This window comes from Micromonospora foliorum, from assembly GCF_022229015.1.
GTDB classification, from domain to species: Bacteria; Actinomycetota; Actinomycetes; order Mycobacteriales; family Micromonosporaceae; genus Micromonospora; species Micromonospora foliorum.
The window spans coordinates 1-21,033 of sequence record NZ_JAKKFF010000135.1; the positions used below are offsets into that span (position 1 = coordinate 1).

At 71.7% G+C, this 21,033-nt stretch carries 20 protein-coding genes; 2 read left to right on the plus strand and 18 right to left on the minus strand.

What is annotated here, in order from left to right; translation table 11 throughout:
* The 8 genes from PSH25_RS11965 to PSH25_RS12000 form a co-directional block, all read right to left on the minus strand.
* Positions 1-1,568: ABC transporter ATP-binding protein (locus PSH25_RS11965; RefSeq protein WP_238659167.1), on the minus strand; the 1,568-nt coding region annotated here is incomplete at its 3' end.
* Entirely contained in the window at positions 1,565-3,271 is a 1,707-nt protein-coding gene (locus tag PSH25_RS11970) for an ABC transporter transmembrane domain-containing protein (RefSeq protein WP_238659168.1), read from the minus strand. The genes PSH25_RS11970 and PSH25_RS11965, both read right to left, overlap by 4 nt.
* A gap of 51 nt (positions 3,272-3,322) precedes the next feature.
* A complete protein-coding gene (locus PSH25_RS11975; protein WP_238659169.1) occupies positions 3,323-3,916 on the minus strand; it encodes a gluconokinase in 594 nt (197 codons plus the stop codon).
* Positions 3,906-5,135, minus strand: coding sequence for a D-mannonate dehydratase ManD (manD, locus tag PSH25_RS11980; RefSeq protein WP_238659170.1), 1,230 nt, complete (start codon positions 5,133-5,135; stop codon positions 3,906-3,908). The genes PSH25_RS11975 and manD overlap by 11 nt, the downstream gene beginning before the upstream one ends.
* A gap of 31 nt (positions 5,136-5,166) precedes the next feature.
* Positions 5,167-6,315: a galactonate dehydratase gene (gene dgoD / locus PSH25_RS11985; RefSeq protein WP_238659171.1), complete on the minus strand. Its 1,149-nt coding sequence runs from the start codon at positions 6,313-6,315 to the stop codon at positions 5,167-5,169.
* Positions 6,316-6,321: 6 nt separating this feature from the next.
* Positions 6,322-7,137: a carbohydrate ABC transporter permease gene (locus PSH25_RS11990; RefSeq protein ID WP_238659172.1), complete on the minus strand. Its 816-nt coding sequence runs from the start codon at positions 7,135-7,137 to the stop codon at positions 6,322-6,324.
* A complete protein-coding gene (locus tag PSH25_RS11995; protein WP_238659173.1) occupies positions 7,134-8,087 on the minus strand; it encodes a carbohydrate ABC transporter permease in 954 nt (317 codons plus the stop codon). Before PSH25_RS11995 ends, PSH25_RS11990 begins: the two co-directional genes overlap by 4 nt.
* 76 nt (positions 8,088-8,163) lie before the next feature.
* A complete protein-coding gene (locus tag PSH25_RS12000; RefSeq protein ID WP_238659174.1) occupies positions 8,164-9,450 on the minus strand; it encodes an ABC transporter substrate-binding protein in 1,287 nt (428 codons plus the stop codon).
* 135 nt (positions 9,451-9,585) lie between these two features.
* Between PSH25_RS12000 and PSH25_RS12005 the strand changes: the two genes are divergently transcribed.
* The gene (locus PSH25_RS12005; protein WP_238659175.1) at positions 9,586-10,350 is read left to right on the plus strand and encodes a FadR/GntR family transcriptional regulator; all 765 of its coding nucleotides are present in this window, start codon (positions 9,586-9,588) and stop codon (positions 10,348-10,350) included.
* A 98-nt stretch (positions 10,351-10,448) separates the two neighbouring features.
* On the opposite strand, the gene PSH25_RS12010 is transcribed toward PSH25_RS12005, so the two are convergent.
* The 6 genes from PSH25_RS12010 to PSH25_RS12035 form a co-directional block, all read right to left on the minus strand.
* Positions 10,449-11,183 carry a DUF6069 family protein gene (locus PSH25_RS12010; RefSeq protein ID WP_238659176.1) on the minus strand — a complete coding sequence of 245 codons (735 nt, stop codon included), beginning with the start codon at positions 11,181-11,183 and terminating at the stop codon, positions 10,449-10,451.
* Between the two features lie 5 nt (positions 11,184-11,188).
* The gene (locus PSH25_RS12015; RefSeq protein WP_372492773.1) at positions 11,189-12,190 is read right to left on the minus strand and encodes an RNA polymerase subunit sigma-70; all 1,002 of its coding nucleotides are present in this window, start codon (positions 12,188-12,190) and stop codon (positions 11,189-11,191) included.
* A 196-nt stretch (positions 12,191-12,386) separates the two neighbouring features.
* Positions 12,387-13,895 (minus strand): amino acid adenylation domain-containing protein, encoded by a 1,509-nt coding sequence (locus PSH25_RS12020; RefSeq protein WP_238659178.1) that lies wholly within the window; start codon positions 13,893-13,895, stop codon positions 12,387-12,389.
* Complete coding sequence (locus PSH25_RS12025) at positions 13,892-14,128, minus strand: phosphopantetheine-binding protein (protein ID WP_238659179.1); 237 nt, start codon at positions 14,126-14,128, stop codon at positions 13,892-13,894. Before PSH25_RS12025 ends, PSH25_RS12020 begins: the two co-directional genes overlap by 4 nt.
* Positions 14,129-14,140: 12 nt before the next feature.
* A complete protein-coding gene (locus PSH25_RS12030) occupies positions 14,141-15,412 on the minus strand; it encodes an MFS transporter (RefSeq protein WP_238659180.1) in 1,272 nt (423 codons plus the stop codon).
* A 41-nt stretch (positions 15,413-15,453) separates the two neighbouring features.
* Positions 15,454-16,290 (minus strand): hypothetical protein, encoded by an 837-nt coding sequence (locus PSH25_RS12035; protein WP_238659181.1) that lies wholly within the window; start codon positions 16,288-16,290, stop codon positions 15,454-15,456.
* Between the two features lie 59 nt (positions 16,291-16,349).
* Here PSH25_RS12035 and PSH25_RS12040 point away from each other — a divergent pair, with 59 nt between their 5' ends.
* The gene (locus PSH25_RS12040; RefSeq protein ID WP_238659182.1) at positions 16,350-17,084 is read left to right on the plus strand and encodes a thioesterase II family protein; all 735 of its coding nucleotides are present in this window, start codon (positions 16,350-16,352) and stop codon (positions 17,082-17,084) included.
* Between the two features lies 1 nt (position 17,085).
* On the opposite strand, the gene PSH25_RS12045 is transcribed toward PSH25_RS12040, so the two are convergent.
* The 4 genes from PSH25_RS12045 to PSH25_RS12060 are packed head-to-tail and all read right to left on the minus strand — an operon-like array spanning position 17,086 to position 21,007.
* Positions 17,086-17,346: a phosphopantetheine-binding protein gene (locus PSH25_RS12045; protein WP_238659183.1), complete on the minus strand. Its 261-nt coding sequence runs from the start codon at positions 17,344-17,346 to the stop codon at positions 17,086-17,088.
* Complete coding sequence (locus PSH25_RS12050; RefSeq protein ID WP_238659184.1) at positions 17,339-18,313, minus strand: TIGR03560 family F420-dependent LLM class oxidoreductase; 975 nt, start codon at positions 18,311-18,313, stop codon at positions 17,339-17,341. The genes PSH25_RS12045 and PSH25_RS12050 overlap by 8 nt, the downstream gene beginning before the upstream one ends.
* A gap of 7 nt (positions 18,314-18,320) precedes the next feature.
* The gene (locus PSH25_RS12055; RefSeq protein WP_238659185.1) at positions 18,321-18,659 is read right to left on the minus strand and encodes a PqqD family protein; all 339 of its coding nucleotides are present in this window, start codon (positions 18,657-18,659) and stop codon (positions 18,321-18,323) included.
* Entirely contained in the window at positions 18,656-21,007 is a 2,352-nt protein-coding gene (locus PSH25_RS12060; RefSeq protein ID WP_238659186.1) for a polyketide synthase, read from the minus strand. Before PSH25_RS12060 ends, PSH25_RS12055 begins: the two co-directional genes overlap by 4 nt.
* Positions 21,008-21,033: the final 26 nt, after the last annotated feature.

Sequence of the window (21,033 nt, forward strand, 5' to 3'; positions counted from 1 at the left end):
GCGCTGCCCGCCTCGCCGCTGGCCTCGGCGAGGACCGCGACGGCCGGGTCGGCGAGAGCGAGGCGGGCCAGCGCGAGCTGCTGGGCCTGGGCCGAGGTGAGCTGCCGCCCACCCTCCCCCACCGCGGTGGCGAGACCGTCCGGCAGGGTCCGCACCCACTCGGTGGCGCCGACGAGGTCGAGGGCGGCGGCGATCTCGGCGTCGGTGGCGTCCGGGTCGGCGAGGCGCAGGTCGTCGGCGAGCGGCCCGGCGAAGACGTGCACCTCCTGGCTGATCAGGGCGATCTCGCGACGCAGGCGGTGCTCGTCGAGCTGTGCCAGCGGCACGCCGCGCAGGGTCACCGCGCCGTCGGTGGGCGCGATGATGCCGGCGATGATGCCGGCGAGGGTGCTCTTGCCCGCGCCGCTCGCGCCAACCAGGGCGACACGCTCCCCCGGTGCGAGACGCAGGGCGACGTCCCGCAGCACCACCGGCCCGTCGTCGTAGCGGTGCTGCGCGACGGTCACCTCCAGTGCCGCCGGTACGGCTCGGTCGGGGCGGGTGGGCTCGGTGCCGGCCGAGGCCGCGGTGTCCGGCAGGGTGGTGACCCCGACGAGTCGGGCGAGGCTGGCCCCGGCCTGCAACACGGAGTCCGACTCGAACAGCAGCAGGCCGATGGGGTTGAAGAGGCGGTGGAAGTAGAGCGCGGCCGTGGTGGCGGCTCCGACCGTGGCCAGGTCGCCACGTACCAGCAGGAAGCCGGCGAGCAGCACGGCGGCGAGCCCCACGAACTCCGAGCGGTTGATGCGCAGCCCGAAGCGGGTGTAGAGACCGAAGATCTCCAGCGACAGGTCGCGGGCGACGCCGGAGCGCTCCGCGATCCGCGCGACGTGGGCGTCCTCCATCCGGTAGGCGCGCACGGTCGCCGCGCCCCGCAGCGCCTCGGCCGTCGCCTGCGCGCGCTCGCCCGTCGCCACCCGCTCCCGGGCGTAGTACGGCACCGAACGCTTGAGGTACCAGCGCAGCGCCACCGCGTACGCCGGGGCCGCGACCAGCCCGGCGATGCCGAGTCGCCAGTCGAGGGCGAAGAGCCCCGCCGCGGTCAGCACGACGGACAGCAGCGCGCCGAGGAAGGCGGGGCCGCTGGTGGCGATCACATTCGTCACCACGGCCACGTCGTCGCCGGCACGGGCCACCAGGTCCCCGGTCCCGGCCCGTTCCAGGGTGGCCGAGGGCAGGTGCAGGGCCCGGTCGAGGACCCGCTCCCGGAGTCGGGCCAGCACGGTCTCGCCGAGACGCGCGGCGACCGCCGCTCCGACCGCGGTGAGGAGTCCCGCGAGCACGGCGGCGCCCGCGATCACGCCGGCCCAGGCGATCACCCGTTGCGTGTCGGTTCCGGCGATGACGTCGTCGACGAGGCGGCCGAGCACCCAGGGGGCGACGAGTCCGGTCGCGGCGGCGGCCACCAGCAACGTGCCGGCGACGACACTGAGCCCGGGCAGGAGCGCCAGCTCGGTACGGAGGGCGGCCCAGGTCTGCCGGCCGGTGGCCGTCGGCAGCAGGTGCCGGGTGATCGGCTCGGACGTCATCGCAGGGTCTCCTCCCGGTAGCGGGCGTCGCTGGCGAGCAACCGCTCGTGCGGACCCTCGGCGACGACCCGTCCCCGATCGATCACCGCGACCCGGTCGGTGATCCGCAGCAGCGCCGGGCTTGTGGTGATCAGCACGGTGCCACGGGTGCCCGCCCCGCGAGCCTCGGCCAGCCTGGTGGCGAGCAACCCCTCGGTCACCGCGTCGACCGCCGTGGTGGGGTTGTGCAGCACCAGCACCGGCGGGTCGGCGACGAGCGCCCGCGCCAGGCCGATCCGCTGCCGCTGCCCGCCGGAGAGGTTCGCCCCGCGTTCGGTGAGCAGGCGGTCCAACCCGTGCGGGTGCGCGGCGAGCACGTCCTCCGCGGCGGCGGCCCGCACGGCGGCACGCAGGACCTCGTCGTCGACGGAGGCGCCGGCGCTGAGGTTGGCGCGCAGCGTCCCCTCGAACAGCGCCACGTCATGCTGCTCGACCAGGACCACGGCGCGCGCGGCGTCGATGTGCAGCTCGTCGGCGGGCACGCCGTCGAGCAGGAGCGCTCCCCGGTGCTCCGCGCGGGGCACCCGACCGGCCAGCAGCGCGACCAGCGCCTCGGCCTCGCTCGGGTCGTAGGCGAGCACGCCCAGGATCTCACCGGCGCGGACGCGCAGGCTGACGTCGTCGAGGCCCGCGTACGAGACCCCGTCGAGGGTGAGCCGGGACGGGCTCGGGGTGGGCGGTCCGGCGTCACCCGGCTGCACGACCGGCGCGGCGCCGAGGACCCGCGCGACCCGCCCCGCGGAGGCTCGGGCCATGGCGAACAACTGGACGCAGTACCCGAGCGTCTGCACCGGCTCGGCGATGAACTGGGCCAGCCCGACCACGGCGACGAGTTCACCGATGGTGAGCCGGCCCTGCAACGCGAGCCAGCCCGCGGCTCCGGCGACCGTCGCGAGGAAGAGGCCGTTGACGGCGGTGGTGAGCCCGAGGTGCAGGCCCTTGGTGGTGGCGGCGCGCAGGGTGACGTCGAGCGCATGGCGGCTGGCCCCCGCGTACCGGCGGGCGGCGTGGTCCTGTGCCCCGATGCCGCGCAGTACGCGCAGGCCGGTGACGAGGTCGACGGCGAGGGCGGTGGTGGCCGCGAGGGCCTCCTGCTGTGACGTGCTGCGCCGGGTGAGCAGTGGCGCCATCCGCTGGAGGGCGACGACCAGCAGGGGTACGCCGATGAGCACCCCGAGGCCGAGGGGTACGTCGACGACGAGCAGCGCGACGGCCGCGACCACGATGGCGGTGAGCGCCGCGGCGGTGAGGCCGGCGACCCGTACGACGAGCGCGGACAGTTCGGCGTCGGAGGCCGTCACGGACAGTAGTTCGCCGTCGCGCAGGCCCGACCGGCGTCCACGCGGGTCGAGGGCGCTGCGGACGATCTCGACCCGGGTGGCGTGGGCCTCGTGTTCGACGGCGGCGAACGCCAGTCGCGCGCCGGCCCGGTAGGCGAAGGCGAGCACGGTGAACAGGGCGGCCAGGCCGGCCAGCGAGAGCAGCAGGGCGCGGACGTCCCCGGTGGCCACCGCACGGTCGATGAACACGCCGATGGCCACCGGGACGAGGGCTTCGGTGGCCTGGTGGGTGCAGAGCAGCGCGATGCCGGCGGCCACCCGGGCGCGCTGTCGACGCAGCGCGCGACGGAGCACCACAGGCCCGGTGGTCGCGGCGACTGTCATGCTCGGATCGATGAGGGCACGGCGGCGGACTCCACTTACGATTAGGGCAGGCTACCCTAACACACCTCCGGAGTCGGGGTGGATGCGGTCCCGGTGCTCCCCCACCGGCACCGGACCGGGCAGGCCGAGGCCCTTGACGGCCGCCGCGACCAGGGCTTCCGGGGCCAACGAGACATCGAGGACGAGCACCGGCTCGTCCGGCTCGGCCGGCTCCAGCGTGGCGAGCTGCGACTCCAGCAGACTGGCCGGCATGTAGTGCCCCTCACGCCGGGCCAACCGGGCTCGGATGACCTCCGCCGGCCCGTCCAGGTGCACGAAGTCCACCCGGAGCGGGCCCTGGCGGAGCACGTCCCGGTACGACCGTTTCAACGCGGAGCAGGCCAGCACCGTCGAGCGACCCTCCGCGCCGCGATCGGCGATCCACCCGGCGATGTCCCGCAGCCAGGGCCACCGGGTGGTGTCGTCCAGTGGTACGCCCGAGCGCATCCGCGCCACGTTCTCCGGGGAGTGGAACTCGTCCGCCTCGGCGAACGTCAGCCCGGTGGCCGCGCTGATCCCGCGCGCCACAGTGGTCTTGCCGGCGCCGGAGACGCCCATCACCACGACGTGCCGGGTGGGCCGGGTGCCGCGCCGCTCACCAGTCATGAACCGTGCCGTCCTTGAGCCGGTTGAACGGCAGGTACGCCGGCTCGTAGGGGAACCGGGCCGCCGCCTCCTCGTCGAGCTCCACCCCGAGCCCCGGTTGGTCGCCGGGGTGCAGGTAGCCGTCGGTGAAGGTGAACGACTGCCGGAACACCTCGTTGGCCAGCGGGGTGTGCTTCATGTACTCCTGGATGCCGAAGTTGTGGATGGCCAGGTCCAGGTGCAGCGCCGCGGCCATACCCACCGGGGAGATGTCGGTGGGGCCGTGGATGCCGGACTTGATCTGGTACTGGGCGGCGAAGTCGAGCAGCTTGCGCATCGCGGTGATGCCGCCGGTGTGGGTGACCGCGGACCGGACGTAGTCGATCAGCTGTTCGCGGATCAGGGTCTGGTAGTCCCAGACCGTGTTGAAGACCTCACCGATGGCCAGTGGGGTGGTGGTGTGCTGGCGGACCAGCCGCAGCGCCTCCTGGTTCTCGGCCGGGGTGCAGTCCTCCAACCAGAACAGGTCGTACGGTTCGAGGGCCTTGCCGAGCTTGGCGGCCTGGATCGGGGTCATCCGGTGGTGACCGTCGTGCAGCAGCGGCAACTCCGGGCCGAACTCGTTGCGCACCGCCTCGAAGACCGACGGCAGGTGGCGCAGGTACGCGCGGGTGTCCCAGTCCTCCTCGGCGGGCAGCGGGGTGCGCTGCGCGGGCTCGTAGTCGTAGCGCTGGCCGGTGGCGCTGGGCTGTGCGGCCACACCGTAGACCGCGTTGATCCCCGGCACCGAGGTCTGCACCCGGATCGACCGGAAGCCCTCGTCGAGGTGGCGGCGGATCGAGTCGAACAGCTCGGGGATGTCCCGCCCCGACGCGTGCCCGTAGGCCATGATGCCGGTGCGGGACGCGCCGCCCAGCAGTTGGTACAGCGGCATGCCGGCGGCCTTGGCCAAGATGTCCCACAGCGCGACGTCCACCGCGGCGATGGCCGCCATGGTGACCGGGCCACGTCGCCAATACGCCGACCGGTACAGGAACTGCCAGGTGTCCTCGATCCGGTGCGGGTCCCGCCCCATCAGCAGCGGGGCGACGTGGTCGCGCAGGTACGAGGCGACGGAGAGCTCACGGCCGTTGAGCGTGGCGTCGCCCAGACCGGTGATGCCCTCATCGGTGGTGATCTTGAGGGTGACGAAGTTCCGGTCGGGGCTGGACACGATGACGTCTGCTGCGACGATCTTCACGGGGTGCCTTTCGTTCTTGCCGGTCGGGGTCTCACCACTCCGCGTAGGAGCCGTCGGGGTGCCGCCAGGTCGGGCTGCGCCAGGCGTGCCCGCGCTTGTCCGCGGTCCGCACCGCGTGTTCGTCGATCTCGATGCCGAGACCCGGCGCGGTCAACCGCTGCACGTACCCGTCGACGAAGGTCAGCGGGGTCTGGTCGAGGCAGTAGTCGAGCACCTCGGCGCCCTGGTTGTAGTGGATGCCGATGCTCTGCTCCTGGATCAGGAAGTTCGGTGTGGCGAAGCCGACCTGGAGGCAGGCGGCGAGGGCGATCGGCCCGAGCGGGCAGTGCGGGGCGAGCTGCACGTCGTACACCTCGGCCAACGTGGCGATCTTGCGGACCTCGGTGATGCCGCCGGCGTGCGCGAGGTCCGGCTGGGCCACGGCGATGCCCGCCTGCAACACGGGCAGGAACTCCTGCCGGCTGTAGAGCCGCTCCCCCGTCGAGACGGGGGTGCTCGTGCACCGGACGACCTCGCCGATCAGGTGCGAGTTCTCCGGCACCACCGGTTCTTCCAGGAAGAACGGCCGGTACGGCTCCAGCAGCGGGGCGACCCGCCGGACGTTGGCGAGGGTGAACCGACCGTGGAAGTCGACCGCGACGTCGCGGTCGTCGCCGAGGACCTCGCGGGCGACGGCCACCCGCTGCACCACCGCGTCGAGGTCGGCGACCGAGGCGAGCGGGCCCATCGGCCCGGACGCGTTCATCTTCACCGCGGTCAGGCCCGCCTCGATCCGGGCGCTGATCTGGTCGCGGATCTCGGCGGGCTCGTCACCGCCGATCCAGCCGTACACCCGGATCCGGTCCCGGACCGGCCCGCCGAGGAGCTGGTGCACCGGGGCGCCGTAGTGCTTGCCGGCGATGTCCCAGAGCGCCTGGTCCAGGCCGGACACCGCGCTGGCCAGGATCGGGCCGCCCCGGTAGAAGGACCCCTTGGTCAACACCTGCCAGTGGTCCTCGATGCGCAGCGCGTCCCGACCGGTGAGCAGCTCGCTGAGCTGGTGGACGGCCGTGCGCACGGTCTCGGACCGGCCCTCGCAGGTCGCCTCGCCCCAGCCGACGATGCCGGACTCCGTCTCGATCCGGACGAACAGCCAGCGGGGCGCGACCAGGAACGTCTCTACCCTTGCGATCGTCGTCATGCCCGGTCAGCCCTTCGTGGCACCGGCGGTGAGACCGGAGACGACGTACTTCTGCACGAACAGGGCGATCAGCATGATCGGCAGGGTGACCACCGTCGCCGCAGCCATCAGGCCGCCCCAGTCGATGCTGGCGTAGCCGACGAAGTCGAAGATCGCGACGGGCAGCGTCTTCGTGTCGGAGCCGGAGAGCACCAGGGCGAACATGAAGTTGTTCCAGGAGAAGATGAAGGAGAGGATGCCGGCGGTCGCGACGCCGGCCACCGACAGCGGCAGGGTGATCCGCCGGAACGCGCCGATGTGGGTCAACCCGTCGACCAGCGCGGCCTCTTCCAACTCGGCCGGCAGGCCGTCGAAGTAGCCCATCATGATGTAGACGATCAGTGGCAGCGACACGAACATGTGGCTCAGGATCAGCACGGTGAAGCCGCCGACCATCTTCAGGTTCGAGAAGACGTAGTACCAGGGCACCAGGAGCGAGACGCCGGGGATCACCCGGGCCATGAGCACGACGAGCGCGGACTTCTTCATGCTGAACCGGCTCATCGAGTACGCCGCGGGCACCCCGAGCAGGAGCGAGAGCGTGGTGGCCGCGAACGCCACCCAGAGGCTGTTGCCGATGAACTGGAGGTAGTTCGCCTGCTGGAGAACTGTCTCGTAGTTCTTCAGGCTGGGTGAGAAGGCGAACGCCTTGGCGGTGTCGTAGATGTCCACGTTGGTCTTGAACGACGCGGCGATCATCCAGAGCAGCGGCGCCATCAGCGCGAACACCACGACGACGAGAGCCGACGTGCGGAACACCCGGTACGGCTTGCTCGGCTTCATCGGCCCAGCCCCTTCTTGCGATAGGTGAGGGCCCACATCACCCCGATGATGATCAGGAAGAAGATGATGAGGACTGTCGACGAGACGCCGTAGTCGTTGTAGTCGAAGCTGAGGCCGTACGCGTACACGTTGAGGGTCTCGACCTCGTGGAAGGACCCACCGCCGCGCCCCTTGGTGGCGTAGAGGATGTCGAACGTCTTCAGCGCGTCGATGCCGCGCAGCAGGATGGCGACGATCACCGTGGGCATCAGCAGCGGCAGGGTGACGTGCCGGAACCGCTGCCAGCTGCTGGCGCCGTCGATGCGGGCCGCCTCCTGGGGCTCGTCGGAGAGCGAGGTGAGCCCGGCGAGCAGGATCAGCACGACCATCGGGGTCCACTGCCAGATGTCGATGAACATCGTCGTCGGCAGGGCCGAGTGCTGCCCGGCCAGCCAGGGCTGGGGGCCGATCCCGATCCAGCCGAGCAGCTGGTTCGCCATCCCGATGTTGGGGTCGAAGATCAGGCGCCACATCATGCCGACCGCCACCGGGGTGGCCACCAGCGGCAGGAGGATCGCGACGCGGACCCATTTCTCACCGCGGAAGGGCCGCCACAGCAGCAGGGCGATCGCCATGCCGAGGACGACCTCGAAGAACAGCACGACGCCGGTGAAGAGGACGGTCCGCCAGACCGCCGGCCAGAACCGGTCGGTGTCGGTGAGCACGTCGAGGTAGTTCTGGAAGCCGATGAACTCCGACTCGGCGCGTACCGAACCCTCGGCGTCGGTCAGGCTCAGGTAGCCGGTCCACGCCACCGGAAAGACGATCAGCACGGCGACGAACGCCATGGCGGGTGCCGCGAAGAGCCACTTGCGGTGTTCGTTGGCCCAACGCGACCAGGCCGACGTGGTGTCCAGGGACGCCGCGGGGGCCTCGGGCGAATCGGTACGGGGGGTGAGAACGGCTGACATTGAGATCTCCGGGTTGGAGGGGCCAGGTCCCGGCGAGGCGGCGGAGCCGGGTCGGCTCCGCCGCCCAGCGCGTGGGTTACTTCGCCTCGTCGTCGAGGAACTTCTGGAACGCCGCGTTGGCCGTGTCCGCCGAGCTGGCGGCGTCCTTGCCGGTGATCGCGTCGACGATCGGTTGGCCGACGATCTCCCGCGCCTGGGCCACCTTGACCACCAGCGGACGGTCGTGCCCGACCCCGTTGGCGGTGCTGACCGTGTTGGCCTCGGCGAGGTCCTTCGGGTAGGAGGCGGTACCCGCCGGGTTCGCCCAGACCGAGGTGCGGGCACCGGGTACGCCGGCCGTCTGCTGCGCCAGCGCCTGCTCCTTGCCGGCGGCCCACTGGATGAACTTCCAGGCGTTGTCCTTGTTCTCCGAGCTGTCGTTCACCCCGAGCGCCCAGGACGGGATGTTGTACGGCTTCGATCCGGCCGGGCCGGCCGGGAAGGCGGCGAAGCCGACGGAGTCGACGACCTTGGACTTGGTCGGGTCGGTGGCGTTCTTGTAGAGCGAGTTGGCCTCGGTGTAGAACGCGGCCTTGCCCTGCGTGAAGATCGCCATCGCCTCCGACCAGCTCATGTCGGTGCTGATGTTCTCCGGGCCGTGGTCCCGGAGCAGCCCGCCGTAGTAGGCGTACGCCTGCTTGGCCTGCTCGGTGTTGACGGTGGCCTTTCCGCTGGCGTCCACGAAGTCGCCGCCGAAGCTGAAGAGGAAGCTGGAGAACTGCGTGACGGCGGCGGCCTTGCCGGTACGAGCGACGAAGCCGGCGACGCCCGGGTTGTCGGCCTCGATCTTCGCGGCCTGTGCCTTGAGCTCGTCGAGGGTCTTGGGCGGCGCGGTGAAGCCGGACTTCGTCAGCAGGTCCTTGCGGTAGTAGAGGACCTCCTGCTCGGTGATGATCGGCAGTCCGACGATCTTGTCCTCATAGGTCGTCGCCTGCACCGGCCCGGCCTGGAAGTCGGAGAACTCGAAGGCGCTGTCGGACTTGACCCTCTCGCTCAGGTCGGCGAGGTACTTGTTCTTGCCGAACAGCTTCCCCTCCTGCAGGGGCCGGTACATCATCACGTCGAGGTCGTCGGACCCGGCGTTCAGCTTGACGTTGTACTGGTCGGAGAGCTGGTCCTCACCGAGCTGGGTGACTTCGACCTTGAGGCCGGACTGCTTCTCGAACTCCGGCAGGACCTTCTTGATGTTCTCCGTCCACACGTGGTTCACCAGCGTCACGCGGACGGTCTTCGAGTCCTCGCCGCCGCCATCGCCGCCGCAGGCGGCCAGGCCCATGGCGGCGACCACAGCCAGAGAAGTGCCGATTATCGATCGACGTCGCACGCTTGTCTCTCCTTCTGTCGTGGCCGCCGCCCCCGAGAGAGCCGCTACCTCGGTGTTACATCCGCTTAACATCGGGATGCTAGGCCGAATAAGCTGATTACCTCAAGAGGTAGATGCAAATGATATGATCTTTGGGTGGAACCGTCCTCACCAGAGGTTGCAGCCGCTCCGGCCCTTCCCGTCGAGTCCGGGCTGCACGCGCGCGTCCTCGAACACCTCGGCACCGCCATCTGCGGCGGTGAACTGGCACCCGGATCGGTCCTCAACATCGACGAGCTGGTCGACAGGTACGCCGTGTCCCGCTCGGTCGTGCGCGAGGTGCTGCGGGTGCTGGCCTCGATCGGGTTCATCGAGGCGCGCCGACGGGTAGGTGTGATGATCCGGCCGGCGAGCGCGTGGAACGTCTTCGACCCGCAGGTGATCCGCTGGCGTCTCGCCTCGGCCGGCCGGATGGCCCAGCTCCGCTCGATCACCGAACTGCGCACCGCCGTCGAACCACACGCGGCCTTCCTGGCCGCCAGCCGGATCGGCCGCGACGAGGCGAGCGACCTCGTCGGGCTGGCGGCGAAGATGTGGGCGGCCGGCGAGGCCGGCGACGAGGAGCGCTTCCTGCACCTCGACATCGAGTTCCACCGGCGCGTCCTGCTCGCCTCCGGCAACGAGATGTTCGTCCGGCTCCAGGACCTGGTCGCGGAGGTGCTCACCGGCCGGCACAAGCACCACCTCATGCCACACCACCCGCACGAGCAGGCCCTCCAGATGCACGCCGACGTCGCCCAGGCGATCCAGCGGCGTGACGGTGAGCGGGCCCGGCAGGCCATGGTGCAGCTGATGGAGCAGGCGTTCGACGAGATGAAGTCGCTGTGGGAGCAGACTGCCCCACCCCACCGAAGCGCGTAGACCGCAGGAGGGCCGGCCCGTCGGGCCGGCCCTCCTGTCGTTTCGGCGGGCGTCGACGCCAGCCGAATTGTTGGATTACCGGCGAGGCGGCCGATTCGTCAGTCGGTCCGGGCGCGAAGGTTCCGTGCCAGGACGGGGATCATCACCGCCGCGGCGACGAGGTGCAGCCCGACGAGGGCGGCGATGGTGGCCGCGTTCGCCCCGGAGACGAGGGCCGGGACCAACGAGAGCACGCTCAGCGCCACTGCGGTCCACACGAACCGGTCGGCGGGGCGGGCACTGCACCGGAGCAGAACCACGGCGATGACGACGCCCACGACCGAGAAGAAGCCGGTCACCACGGCGATCCCGGACAACGGAATCGTCTCGCCACCATCGGGGATCTCGAAGTCGACGCCACCGGCCCGGGCCAGCGCAGCGGCGAGGGTGGTGGCCACCATCGCCGCGAGCGTGGCAATCAAGCCGGTGCCGGCGAGCCCGCGGTGGGTGCGGCTGCGCTGGCCCGATGCCGGGCCCGCGACTACCTCGGTGTCCTTCGTGCTGTTCACGTCGTCTCCCTCAGCTGGAGGCTGTCGTACCGGATGCGTTGACTGGCGTGTGACGGCCCCGGGCGCGCAGACACGCACCCTCGCCGTGCGACGGCCGGGGTTGCGCAGCGCGCGGACCCCGGTGCCGCGCAGCCAGAACCCGGCATCGCGTCCGAGGACCGGCCCAGGCTCGCCGTCGCGCAGCTCCAGCTGCACCCGCCCACGGGTGACCACACCGAACGCGTCGTACCACTCCGCCGGGACCACCGCGGCACGCGCGCCACCGCGCAGCGTGAGCGTCCACACCGGGACTACTCCGAGCCGTCCGCCGGCAGGCGCTCCGGCAGCCCGAGCCGCGGGAACTGGTCGTCGTGGAAGATGAAGACCTCGGTGATCGCGCCGCCGGTGATGCGCAGGACGTCGATCGTCAGCGGCAGGTACGCGCCCTCCTGCTTGCGCCAGTGGTAGAAGGCGACGGCGGGCTGACGGTTCACCGAGGTGGGGACCGCGCGCAGGCCCGTCATGCCCTCGAAGCCATCCTCAACCCAGCTGTTCAGCACCGCGTCGCGGCCGACGTACAGGCCCGGCGTGGGCGGCATCGAGTAGCGGACGTCGTCGCGCAGCATGCCAGCGAGCACGTCGACGTTCGTGGCCACGCTGGCGTCGGTGAAGCGACGCACCAGCTCGCGCGTCCCGGCGTCCTCCTCGCCGCCGGTCCAGTCCTGCCGCTCGGCGGGCAGGTGTTCCCGCATGCCGGCGCGAGCCCGCTGCAGGGCACTGTTGACCGAGTTGACCGAGTCCCCGAGCAGCTCCGCGACGTCCTTCGCCGGCCAGCCGAGCACGTCCCGCAGGATCAGCACGGCCCGCGGACGCGGCGCGAGGTGCTGGACCGCGACCAGGTACGCCAACTCGATCGTCTCCCGCGCGACGGCGACGGTCTCCGGCTCGTCCGCGTCGCCCGCGGGCAGCTCGTCCAGCAGCCGGTCCGGGTAGGGCTGCAGCCACAGCACCTCGCCGCCGGTCGCCGGCTCCGGGCGGCGCCTCGCGAGCAGGTCCAGGCACGCGTTGGTGGCGATCCGGTACAGCCAGGCCCGGAACGTCGACCGCCCCTCGAAGGTCTCCCGCCGCCACCAGGCCCGCAGGAACGTCTCCTGCACGGTGTCCTCGGCGTCCTCGAACGACCCGAGCAGCCGGTAGCAGTGCACGTGCAGTTCCCGCCGGTGCCGCTGCACCAGCCCCGAGAACGCCGGCTCGTCGACCTCGCCCAGACCGCTCACGCCCAGCTCCTCCAGCCGCGTGTCCGCACTCATCACGTCATCCTTCCGCCTCGTCATGTCCTGTCCCAGGTATGACGGGCGCGGACGCGACAACTCATCACTCGGGTGAACGCCCCGCCTCGGAGATCGCGTGGATGACCGACGAGGGTGGGATCACGGCGAGGTTCGGTGCGGCGAACGGGCTTGCCTGCGGAGGCAGCGGGCTAGATCGCGAAGACCGGCCTGTTCACGCTCACCCCTGGCCGCCCCGCCAGGTCGGCACCGGCAGTGCGCGGCGGTCGGCCTTGCCGTTGCGCGTGACCGGCAGATCGTCCATCGCCACATACCGGGCTGGCACCAGGTGGGCCGGCAGCCGCGCCGCCAGCGCCCGCCGCAGCTCCGGTACGCGCAGCTCGGCGCCGGGCGCGAGGACCAGGTAGGCGACCAGGCGCTTGTCGCCGGGCCGAAGCTCCTGGGCGGTGACCACGGCCCGGTGGACGGTGGGCTGCTCGACCAGGGCGGCCTCCACCTCGGCCGGCTCGATTCGATAGCCGCGCACCTTCACCTGGTCGTCGATGCGGCCGAGGAACTCCAGCAGCCCGTCGCCGCGCCGCCGCACCAGGTCACCGGACCGGTAGGCGCGGGACTCCGGCCGCCCCGGCTCGGGGACGAACCGACGGTCGGTCTCGGTCGGGTCCTCCAGGTAGCCGAGCGAGACGCCGGCACCGGCGATCCACAGCTCGCCCGGATCGCCCTCGGGCACGGGCTCACCGCGCTCGTCCATGATCCACAGTCGGGCGCCCGGGATCGCCCGGCCGATCGGCAACGGGTGGCCCGCCTCCTCGACCGTTGACACGCGGTGGCAGCAGGCGAAGGTGGTGGTCTCGGTCGGGCCGTAGCCGTTCACCACGACCCGGCCCGGCACGGCCGCCAGCGCCCGCCGCACGTGGTCGGCCGAGAGCACGTCACCGCCGGAGAGCAGCTGGGTCACCGGATCGAGCGCCCGCAGGTCGACGTCGACGACCTGGTGGAACAGCGCGGAGGTCAGCCACATCGTGTCGACCCGGTGGCGGGTCAGCAGCTCGCCGAGCCGGTCGCTGCCGAGCAGGTCGTCGGGGGCGACCACCAGCCGGGCGCCGTTGAGCAGGGCGCCCCAGATCTCGAACGTCGACGCGTCGAACGAGATCGGCGCGAACTGCAGCATCGTCCGGGCCGGGCCCAGCTCCACGTAGTCGGCGCCGGTCGCCAGGTTGACGATGCTGTGGTGCGAGACCACCACGGCCTTCGGCCGGCCGGTGGTGCCGGAGGTGAACATGACGTACGCCGGGTCGGCAGGTTGGCGCTCCGGAGCGGCGAACGGAGCCGTCGCCTCGTCGTGCCGTTCCTCGTCGACGAGGATGAGGTCGACGTCGATCCGCATCGGGGCGTCGGCGCTCGTCAGCACCAGCTTGACGCCGCACCGCTCCACCATGTCCAGCAGCCGCGCCCGGGGATAGGCGGGATCGAGCGGCACGTAGGCCGCCCCGGCCTTCAGCACGGCGAGCAGGGCGACGACGGTCCGCGTCGATCGGCCGAGCAGGACACCCACGAACCCGCCCGCGCAGCCGCGGTCGACGATGACGCGCGCCAGCGCCGTCGAACGGCGGTCCAGCTCGGCGTACGTCAACCGCTCCTGGTCGTCCTCGACCGCGACCGCCCCGGGGGTCGCGCGGGCGACGCCGGCGAACACCCCGGGTACGGTTTCCGGCGAGGCCAGGGTCACGCCGCTCCCCTCCGCACCGCGTCGGCGAGCGCCGCCACCGTCGGGTGGCGCAGCACGGCCCCCGGCTGCATCGGTATTCCCTCGGCGGCGGCCTGCCGGGCCACCGCGAGCGCCAGCAGCGAGTCACCGCCGAGGTCGAAGAAGTCGTCCTCCGGTGCGACGGGGACGCCCAGTTCGGCCTCCCAGATGACGGTGAGTCTCGGCACCAGCTCGACGCTGTCGATGTGGGACATCACCACGTCCTCTCAGGTCACCGGCACGGGCCGCGACCGGGCCCAGTGCCGCTCGATCAGCGCGCAGACGAACCCGGCGACGGCGACGACCACGCCGAGCGCGACCCAGCCGTAGAGCCCGCCGTTGAGGCACAGCGGGATGACGATGGCCGGCGCCACCGCGGCGGCGATGGACTGCCCCAGGCCCATGACGCCCTGATACTGCCCCTGCGCCTTGGACTGGGCGAGGGCGAAGGACAGCTCGAACGTGCCACCGGCCTGCCACACCTCGGCCAGCGAGTGGACGAGCACGGCGACGAGCAGCAGGGCGATGGCGACCCACGCGACCGTCCCGCCCGACAACGCCATCATGGTCCAGGCGATCAGGAAGAGCGGCCCGGACATCGTGATGAGACGCGCGGCCGACGCGGGACCGTCGATGGACCGCGTCGCCGGCACCTGCATCGCGGCGACGGCGATCGACGCGATGAAGAGCACCAGCGCCGCCATGGAACGCGGTGCGTCGGTCTCGAACACGATCCACACCGGCAGCGCCTGCACCAGCACCCAGTACTGCAGGCTGGCCACCGCCGCCGCGACCGTCAGCATCAGGTAGTGCCGGTCCCGCAGGGCGATCCACTTGCGTTCCTTCTCGACGGCGTCGTCGAGCTTGGCGACCCGGGTCGGCGGCAGGTGCGGCAGCCGGGACAGGATGGCGGCGGCGATCAGGAAGGTGGTCGCGTCGGTGACGATCAGGAACACGTACGCCGGGCGGGTGTCGATGGCCAGCGCGACGGCCGCCGAGAGGGTGCCGATCGCGAGCCCGACGTTCGTCACGGCCCGGAGGTACGAGCGCAGCCGCGCCCCCTTGCCCTCCTCGGCGACCACTCCGATCATCGCGCCCCGGGCGCTGCTCGTCCCGCCGCTGCCGATCGCGGCGACCGCGGCCACGGCGATCAGGCTCCACAGGTTGTCCACCAGCAGCAGGCAGATGCTGCCCACCGCCTCCAACACCATGGCGGCGATCACGACCTCACGCGAGCCGCGCCGGTCGGCCAGGTCACCGACGAGCACGCCGGCGCCGACCCCGATCAGCGACCCGATGGTGAGCCCGAGCCCGACCGTGGCCGGGCTCAGGCCGGTGAACCTGATCAGGAAGATCGTCCCAGCGGACAGGAACATGCCCATGCCGATGGTGTTCACGATGGTCGCCCGCGCCAGCACCTGCTGACGGCGGTCCTCCGGGCCGCGCAGAGTGGCGCGGATCCGGGTCAGCCGGCCTGCGTCAGGTCCGACGGTCTTCAACTGGTTCTCCTCGTCCTTGTCCAACCTTGCGGCCCGCCCGGTCAGGCGGTGGCCAGGAACTCGCCCTCGAGCCGCACGAGGTGACCCTGAGCCCACCGCGCCACGCGCAGGGCGCAGTCTCCGTCGGATTCTCCCGGACGAGCCCCGTCCAGCACCATGGACCGGAACTCATCGGCGCCGATGCCACACTCGGGCTTGGCCGCCAACCGGCGCATCGTCCATTTCTCGTCGTGGCAGAAGTCTCCGAACAGGGCGAGACAGGCGTCGGTCGCCCGGAATGCCGCGACCCGCGCGGAAATACGCGCCGAGGCCTCGTCGTCGTTGTCCAGCTGACCGGCGACGTCGATGAGGGAATTCTCCGCCCACACCTTTGCGGTACGGGCACGGGCGCGGCGGAACGACGACTTCTCCAGCAGTTCGCGCGCCTGCTGGAAGAATGCGTCGTTCTTCAGTGGAGTGGCGATGGACATCCGGTAGACGAAGGCGAGCATGCCCTCGCTCGTGCCGCAGAGCTCGACCTCGCCCGCCAGGTAGGGCTTCAGCACGGTGGCGAAGGTGGCGGTCGGCCACACCGTCAGGTCGACGCGCGCCTGCTCGTACTCGCCCATCCAGTTGTCCCAGCGTATGCCGCTCTTGTCCACCCCCGGCCAGGTCTCCATGGTCTCGTCCACCGGCAGCTCGAGGGTCTGGTCGGAGAAGGCGAAGAGGTCGTAGTCGCTGTAGACGTTGCCCCAGCCGATCGCGGTGGACCCGGTCCAGCAGACGGCTTCCGCCTCGGCCAGGCCCGGGAACCGCTTGAGGATGCCGTCGAAACTCATGTCCGGTGGCTGCCGGAATCGGGGCTGAGCCACGATGACGTCAATATTCGGATCGAACATCAGAATTCCTCCCGGGTGACGGTGTACGAGTTGGCGGCGGCCGCATAGTATCCATTGTCATGAATAAGCTCGAACCGTCGCCGACAAAGGGGCAGTCGCTCGTTTCCTGGGGCGCGCCGGCGACAAGCGGCCTGGCCCTCGTGTGCATTCCGTGGGCCGGCGCCGGAGCGGCTCCGTTCCGGGTGTGGACCCCGGTGCTCGGCGACACGGCCACCGTCTACGGCCTGCGACTGGCGGGCCGCGAGAGCCGCCGGGCCGAGCCGCCGGCGAAGACCGCCGGCCAGGTGGTCGGCGAGGTCGTCGCCGAGTTGGCCGATCGCGGCGTGACGCGGGTCGCCCTCTTCGGTCAGTGCTTCGGGGCGGTGCTGGCGTTCGAGCTGGCGAAGGCGCTGACCCACGACGGCCACGGCATCGAGGTCAGCCACCTGCTGGTCGCCTCGCAGCTGCCGCCCCCGCACTTCACCGAGGCGGACCCCGCGGCGGAGCAGGACCTCCTGCAGTACGTTCCGGCGCACTTCCGGGACGAGCCCGACTTCGTCCAACTGCTGCTGCCGATCATCGCCGCGGACATCGGCCTGGTGTCGCGCTACGTCCACCGGCCCGGAGCCGCCCTCACGACGCCGATCACCGTCGTCTACGGCGCGCGGGACGACCAGCTGAGCCGTGCCCGGCTCGACGCCTGGCGGCGGGAGACAACCGGCCCGACGACCTTCCACGAGGTCGCCGAGGGAGACCACCTCTTCGCGGGTGACGCGTGGCTGCGGCTCGCCGAGACCGTGCGCGCCGCGCTGTGACCTACTCATCGCCGAGGAACGCGGCGAGCTGGTCGACGGTCGGGTGCGAGAAGATGTCGACGATCCGCACCCCGGGCCAGCGCCCGCGGAGTGTGCGGACCACGCCGAGCATCACCTCCGAGGTCGCGCCGAGGTCGAAGAAGCCGGCGTCCGGCTCGACGGTCTCGACGCCGAGGGCGTCCGCCCAGACCGCCTGAAGGACCTCGACCGGGTCGCCGTCGAGGTCGGGGCCGGCCTCCGGAGCCCGGGCCAGGTCAGCCATCCAATGCCTCCCGCAGAGTCGTGCCGACGGCCTGCAGGTGCGTGAGGTCGGTGGGGTCGAGCACGGCCACGATGAAGCCGTCCACCCCGGACTCGCGGTAGCTGCGCGCCTGACGCCGCACCTGGTCACGGGTGCCGCAGAGGGCGAACCCCCGGGCGGCACTCGGCGTCAGGTCGAGGAGCACCCCCAGCCGGTCCAGCGCCTCGTGCAGCTCCCACTCGGAATCGGCGATGATCACGTGACCCAACCAGGTCTTGGTGATCTCGCCGCTGTCGCGTCCCACGGCCGCGCACGCGCGTTCCAGCACGTCGATCTTGTGGCGCACCGTGGCCGGCCCGCCGAAGAAGTTGCAGGCGTCCCCGAGCCTGGCGATCAGCGGGATGAGCACCTTCTCGCCGCCACCGCCGATGAGGATGGGCGGCCCGTCCGGGTTGATCGGCCCGGGCATGTTGAGCGGCTCGTCGATGCGGTGGTACTTCCCGGCGAACCGCGGCGCGTACTCGGTGAACATCGCGCGGCAGATCTGGACCGCCTCGGCCAGCTGAGCCAGCCGCTCCCGTGCGGGCGGGAAGTCCAGGCCGTAGGCGCGGTACTCCTCCTCGTGCCAGCCGGCGCCGATGCCCAGGATCGCCCGGCCGCCACTGATGATGTCGATGGTGGTGACCATCTTGGCCAGCACCGCCGGGTTCCGGAAGCCGCAGGCGGAGACGAGTACCCCGAGGCGGGCGACGGAGGTGACGGCCGCCAGGGCCGCCGTGGTGGTGTACGCCTCCAGGATGGGCTCGTCCCGGCTCCCCACCGAGGCGATCTGGTGGAGGTGGTCCATGGTCCAGAGGCTGTCGAAGCCGGTCTTCTCGGCCGCCCGGGCGGCGTCCGCGACCTGCTGGAAGAGCTTGTCGTCGGTGACCCCGGCGAACGAGTAGCCGCTGAACTGTAGGCCGACTCGGGTGATCGGTGTGCGGTTCATCCGGGACCTAACGGCTGGTCACGGCGGCGACGTCGGCGGGCGTGGCGACCTCGACGAGGCCGATCTCGAGCAGCCGCTCGCAGAGCTCGTAGGTCGGCTGTCGGATCTGCTCGACCGGTGCGGCGGTTGCCTCGGCCACCCCGGCGAGCACCTGCCCGACGGTGTGCCGGCCGTCGATCAACAGCCAGGGCACCCGGGCGTCGCGGTCCAGCACGTAGCGGCCGGTCAGGGTCTCCAGCAGGATGCCGTCGGCGGTACGGTCGCTGAGCCCCTCGACCCCGGTGGCGAGCCGGGCCGTCACGTCCAGCCCGCGGATGAGAACCATGTCGTCGTTGATGGTGGTCATGAGCCTGTCTCCTTGTTGGCCGAGGCTTCCTCGACGAAAGCCGCTGTGGCGGCGACGGTGGGGGCGACGAACGGCAGGTCGACCGGCAGGTCCAGGCCGAGCCCCTCGCGCAGGCGGGCGGTGACCTCGACCGCGTAGATGGAGTCGCCGCCGAGGTCGTCCGAGAAGTGCGCGTCCGGCGGCAGGTGCTCGACGCCGAGGACGTCGCGCCACACCTGCTCGACATAGCTGGCGATGCTCACGCCGTTCCGGCGCGCCGAGGCACCCGTCGCGCCGTCGACCGTCCCGACGGAGCGCGTCGGCCGGTCGAGCCAGAAACGGCGGCGGGTGAACGGGTAGGCGGGCAGCGAGACCCGCTGGCGCGGTTCGTCGGCGTAGTAGGCCGCCCAGTCGATTCGCGCGCCCCCCTGCCACGCCGCAGCCAGCACCTCGTCCAGGTCGAACGACGGCCCGATGACGACCTGGCCGGGGCCGGAACGGGTCTCCCGGCCCTCGGCGGTGCCGGTGCAGGCGTCCAGCGCCGCGGCCAACGACGACGGATCGGCGCCCGCGGCGAGCCACTGCGCGACCGGCCGGGCCCACTCCTGCGCGTCCACCCGGGAGAAGGTCAGCCCGAGCCGCTGCAGAACCCGGCCCACGACGGCCGCCACCAACGCGCCGGCCCGTGGCATCGGAATGTCCGCCAGCTCGGTCGACCCGGTGAGTTCGAGCAACCCGGACCGCACGGTCGGCTCGGACGCCTGGAGCCGCTTGCCCAACTCGGCCAGCTCGGCGGCATCCCCGGCGATGGCCAGTGACCAGCGGGCGGTGGACCGGCCGGCCTCGCCGGGCGCGCGCAGTTTCGTGATCGCGTCGGCGCTGCTGCCGACCACCGCCGACCACCGCCGCACGAACCGGCCGCGCCCGACCGCGAGCGTGTAGGCCACGTCGGCGAGTTCGGCCGGCGCCGTCGCCGCCAGCCGCTCGGCGAGCCGCTCCCGCATCCGGTGCAGCTCGTCATCGGTACGGGCGGACAGCGCCAGCACGGCCCGGGGCCGCATGGTCGTCGGGACCGGCTCGACGAGCGCCCGCTCCAGCACGACGTGCGCGTTGGAGCCGCCCAGCCCGAACGAGCTGACGCCGGCGACGCGCGGACTCTCCACCGGCCAGGGGCGGGTCGCCGCGGTCATCACGAAGGGCGTTGAGTCCATGTCGAGTTCGGGGTTCGGCGCGGCGAAGTGCGCCGTCCCCGGCAGCGTGCCGCTCTCCACGGCCAGGGTCGCCTTGATCAGGCCCGCTACGCCGGACGCCGCGTCGGCGTGGCCGATGTTCGCCTTGGCCGCGCCCAGGGTGACCGAGGCGGTCGATCGGCCGTCGTGGGCGAAGACGCGCCGGAGGGCCTCGAACTCGACCAGGTCGCCGATGGCGGTGCCGGTGCCGTGCGTCTCGACGTAGCCGACCTGGCCGGCGGTGAGCGTGGCCCGGGCCAGCGCGGCGCGGATCACCGCCTCCTGCCCGTCCACGTTGGGCGCGGCGAAGCCCGCGCGGGCGCCGCCGTCGTTGTTGACGGCCCAGCCCCGGATCACCGCCCGTCGGTTGTCGCCGTCGGCCCGGGCGTCGTCGTCGCGCCGGAGCACCACGATGCCCGCGCCCGAGCTGGGCACCGTGCCCGACGCACCGACGTCGAACGGCCGGCAGTGCCCGTCGGCCGAGAGGATGCCGCCCTCGTGGAAGGTGTAGCCGTTCACGTCCGGCGGCAGCAGGCTCACGCCGCCGGCCAGCGCGATGTCGCAGTCGCCGGCGGCCAGCGTCGAGCAGGCCAGCGCGACCGCGGTGAGCGACGTGGCGCAGCCGGTCTGCACGGTGATCACCGGCCCGGTGAAGCCGAGCTTGAAGGCGAGCCGCGGCGCCAGGAAGTCCTTCTCGTTGGCCAGTGTCACTTGCACGTCGCCGAGGCGCCCGGCGCCGGCCTCGGTGGGCGCCACGAAGTCGCGGTAGTACAGGTTTTCCCCGCACCCGACGAAGACGCCGACCACGGCGTCCCGCTCGCCCGCGTAGCCGGCGTCGTCCAGCGCCTCGGCGGCGACCTCCAGCAGGATCCGCTGCTGCGGGTCCAGGGTGACGGCCTCGGCCGGCGGCACCCGGAAATGGTCCGCGTCGAAGAGGTCGACGCCGTCGACCTTCCCGACCGCGCCCACGAACTCGCCGTCGTCGACGCCGCCGGGCCGTGGCCGCTCGCCGGTCCGGCGCACCGATTCGACCCCGTCGACAAGGTTCGTCCAGAACTGCGCCACATCGCCCGCTCCGGCGAATCGACCGGCCATCCCGATCACCGCGACGGGGCGGCCGGGAGGTGGCTTGCTTCTCATGTCACTGCCTCCTTCGTCGGCCTGGA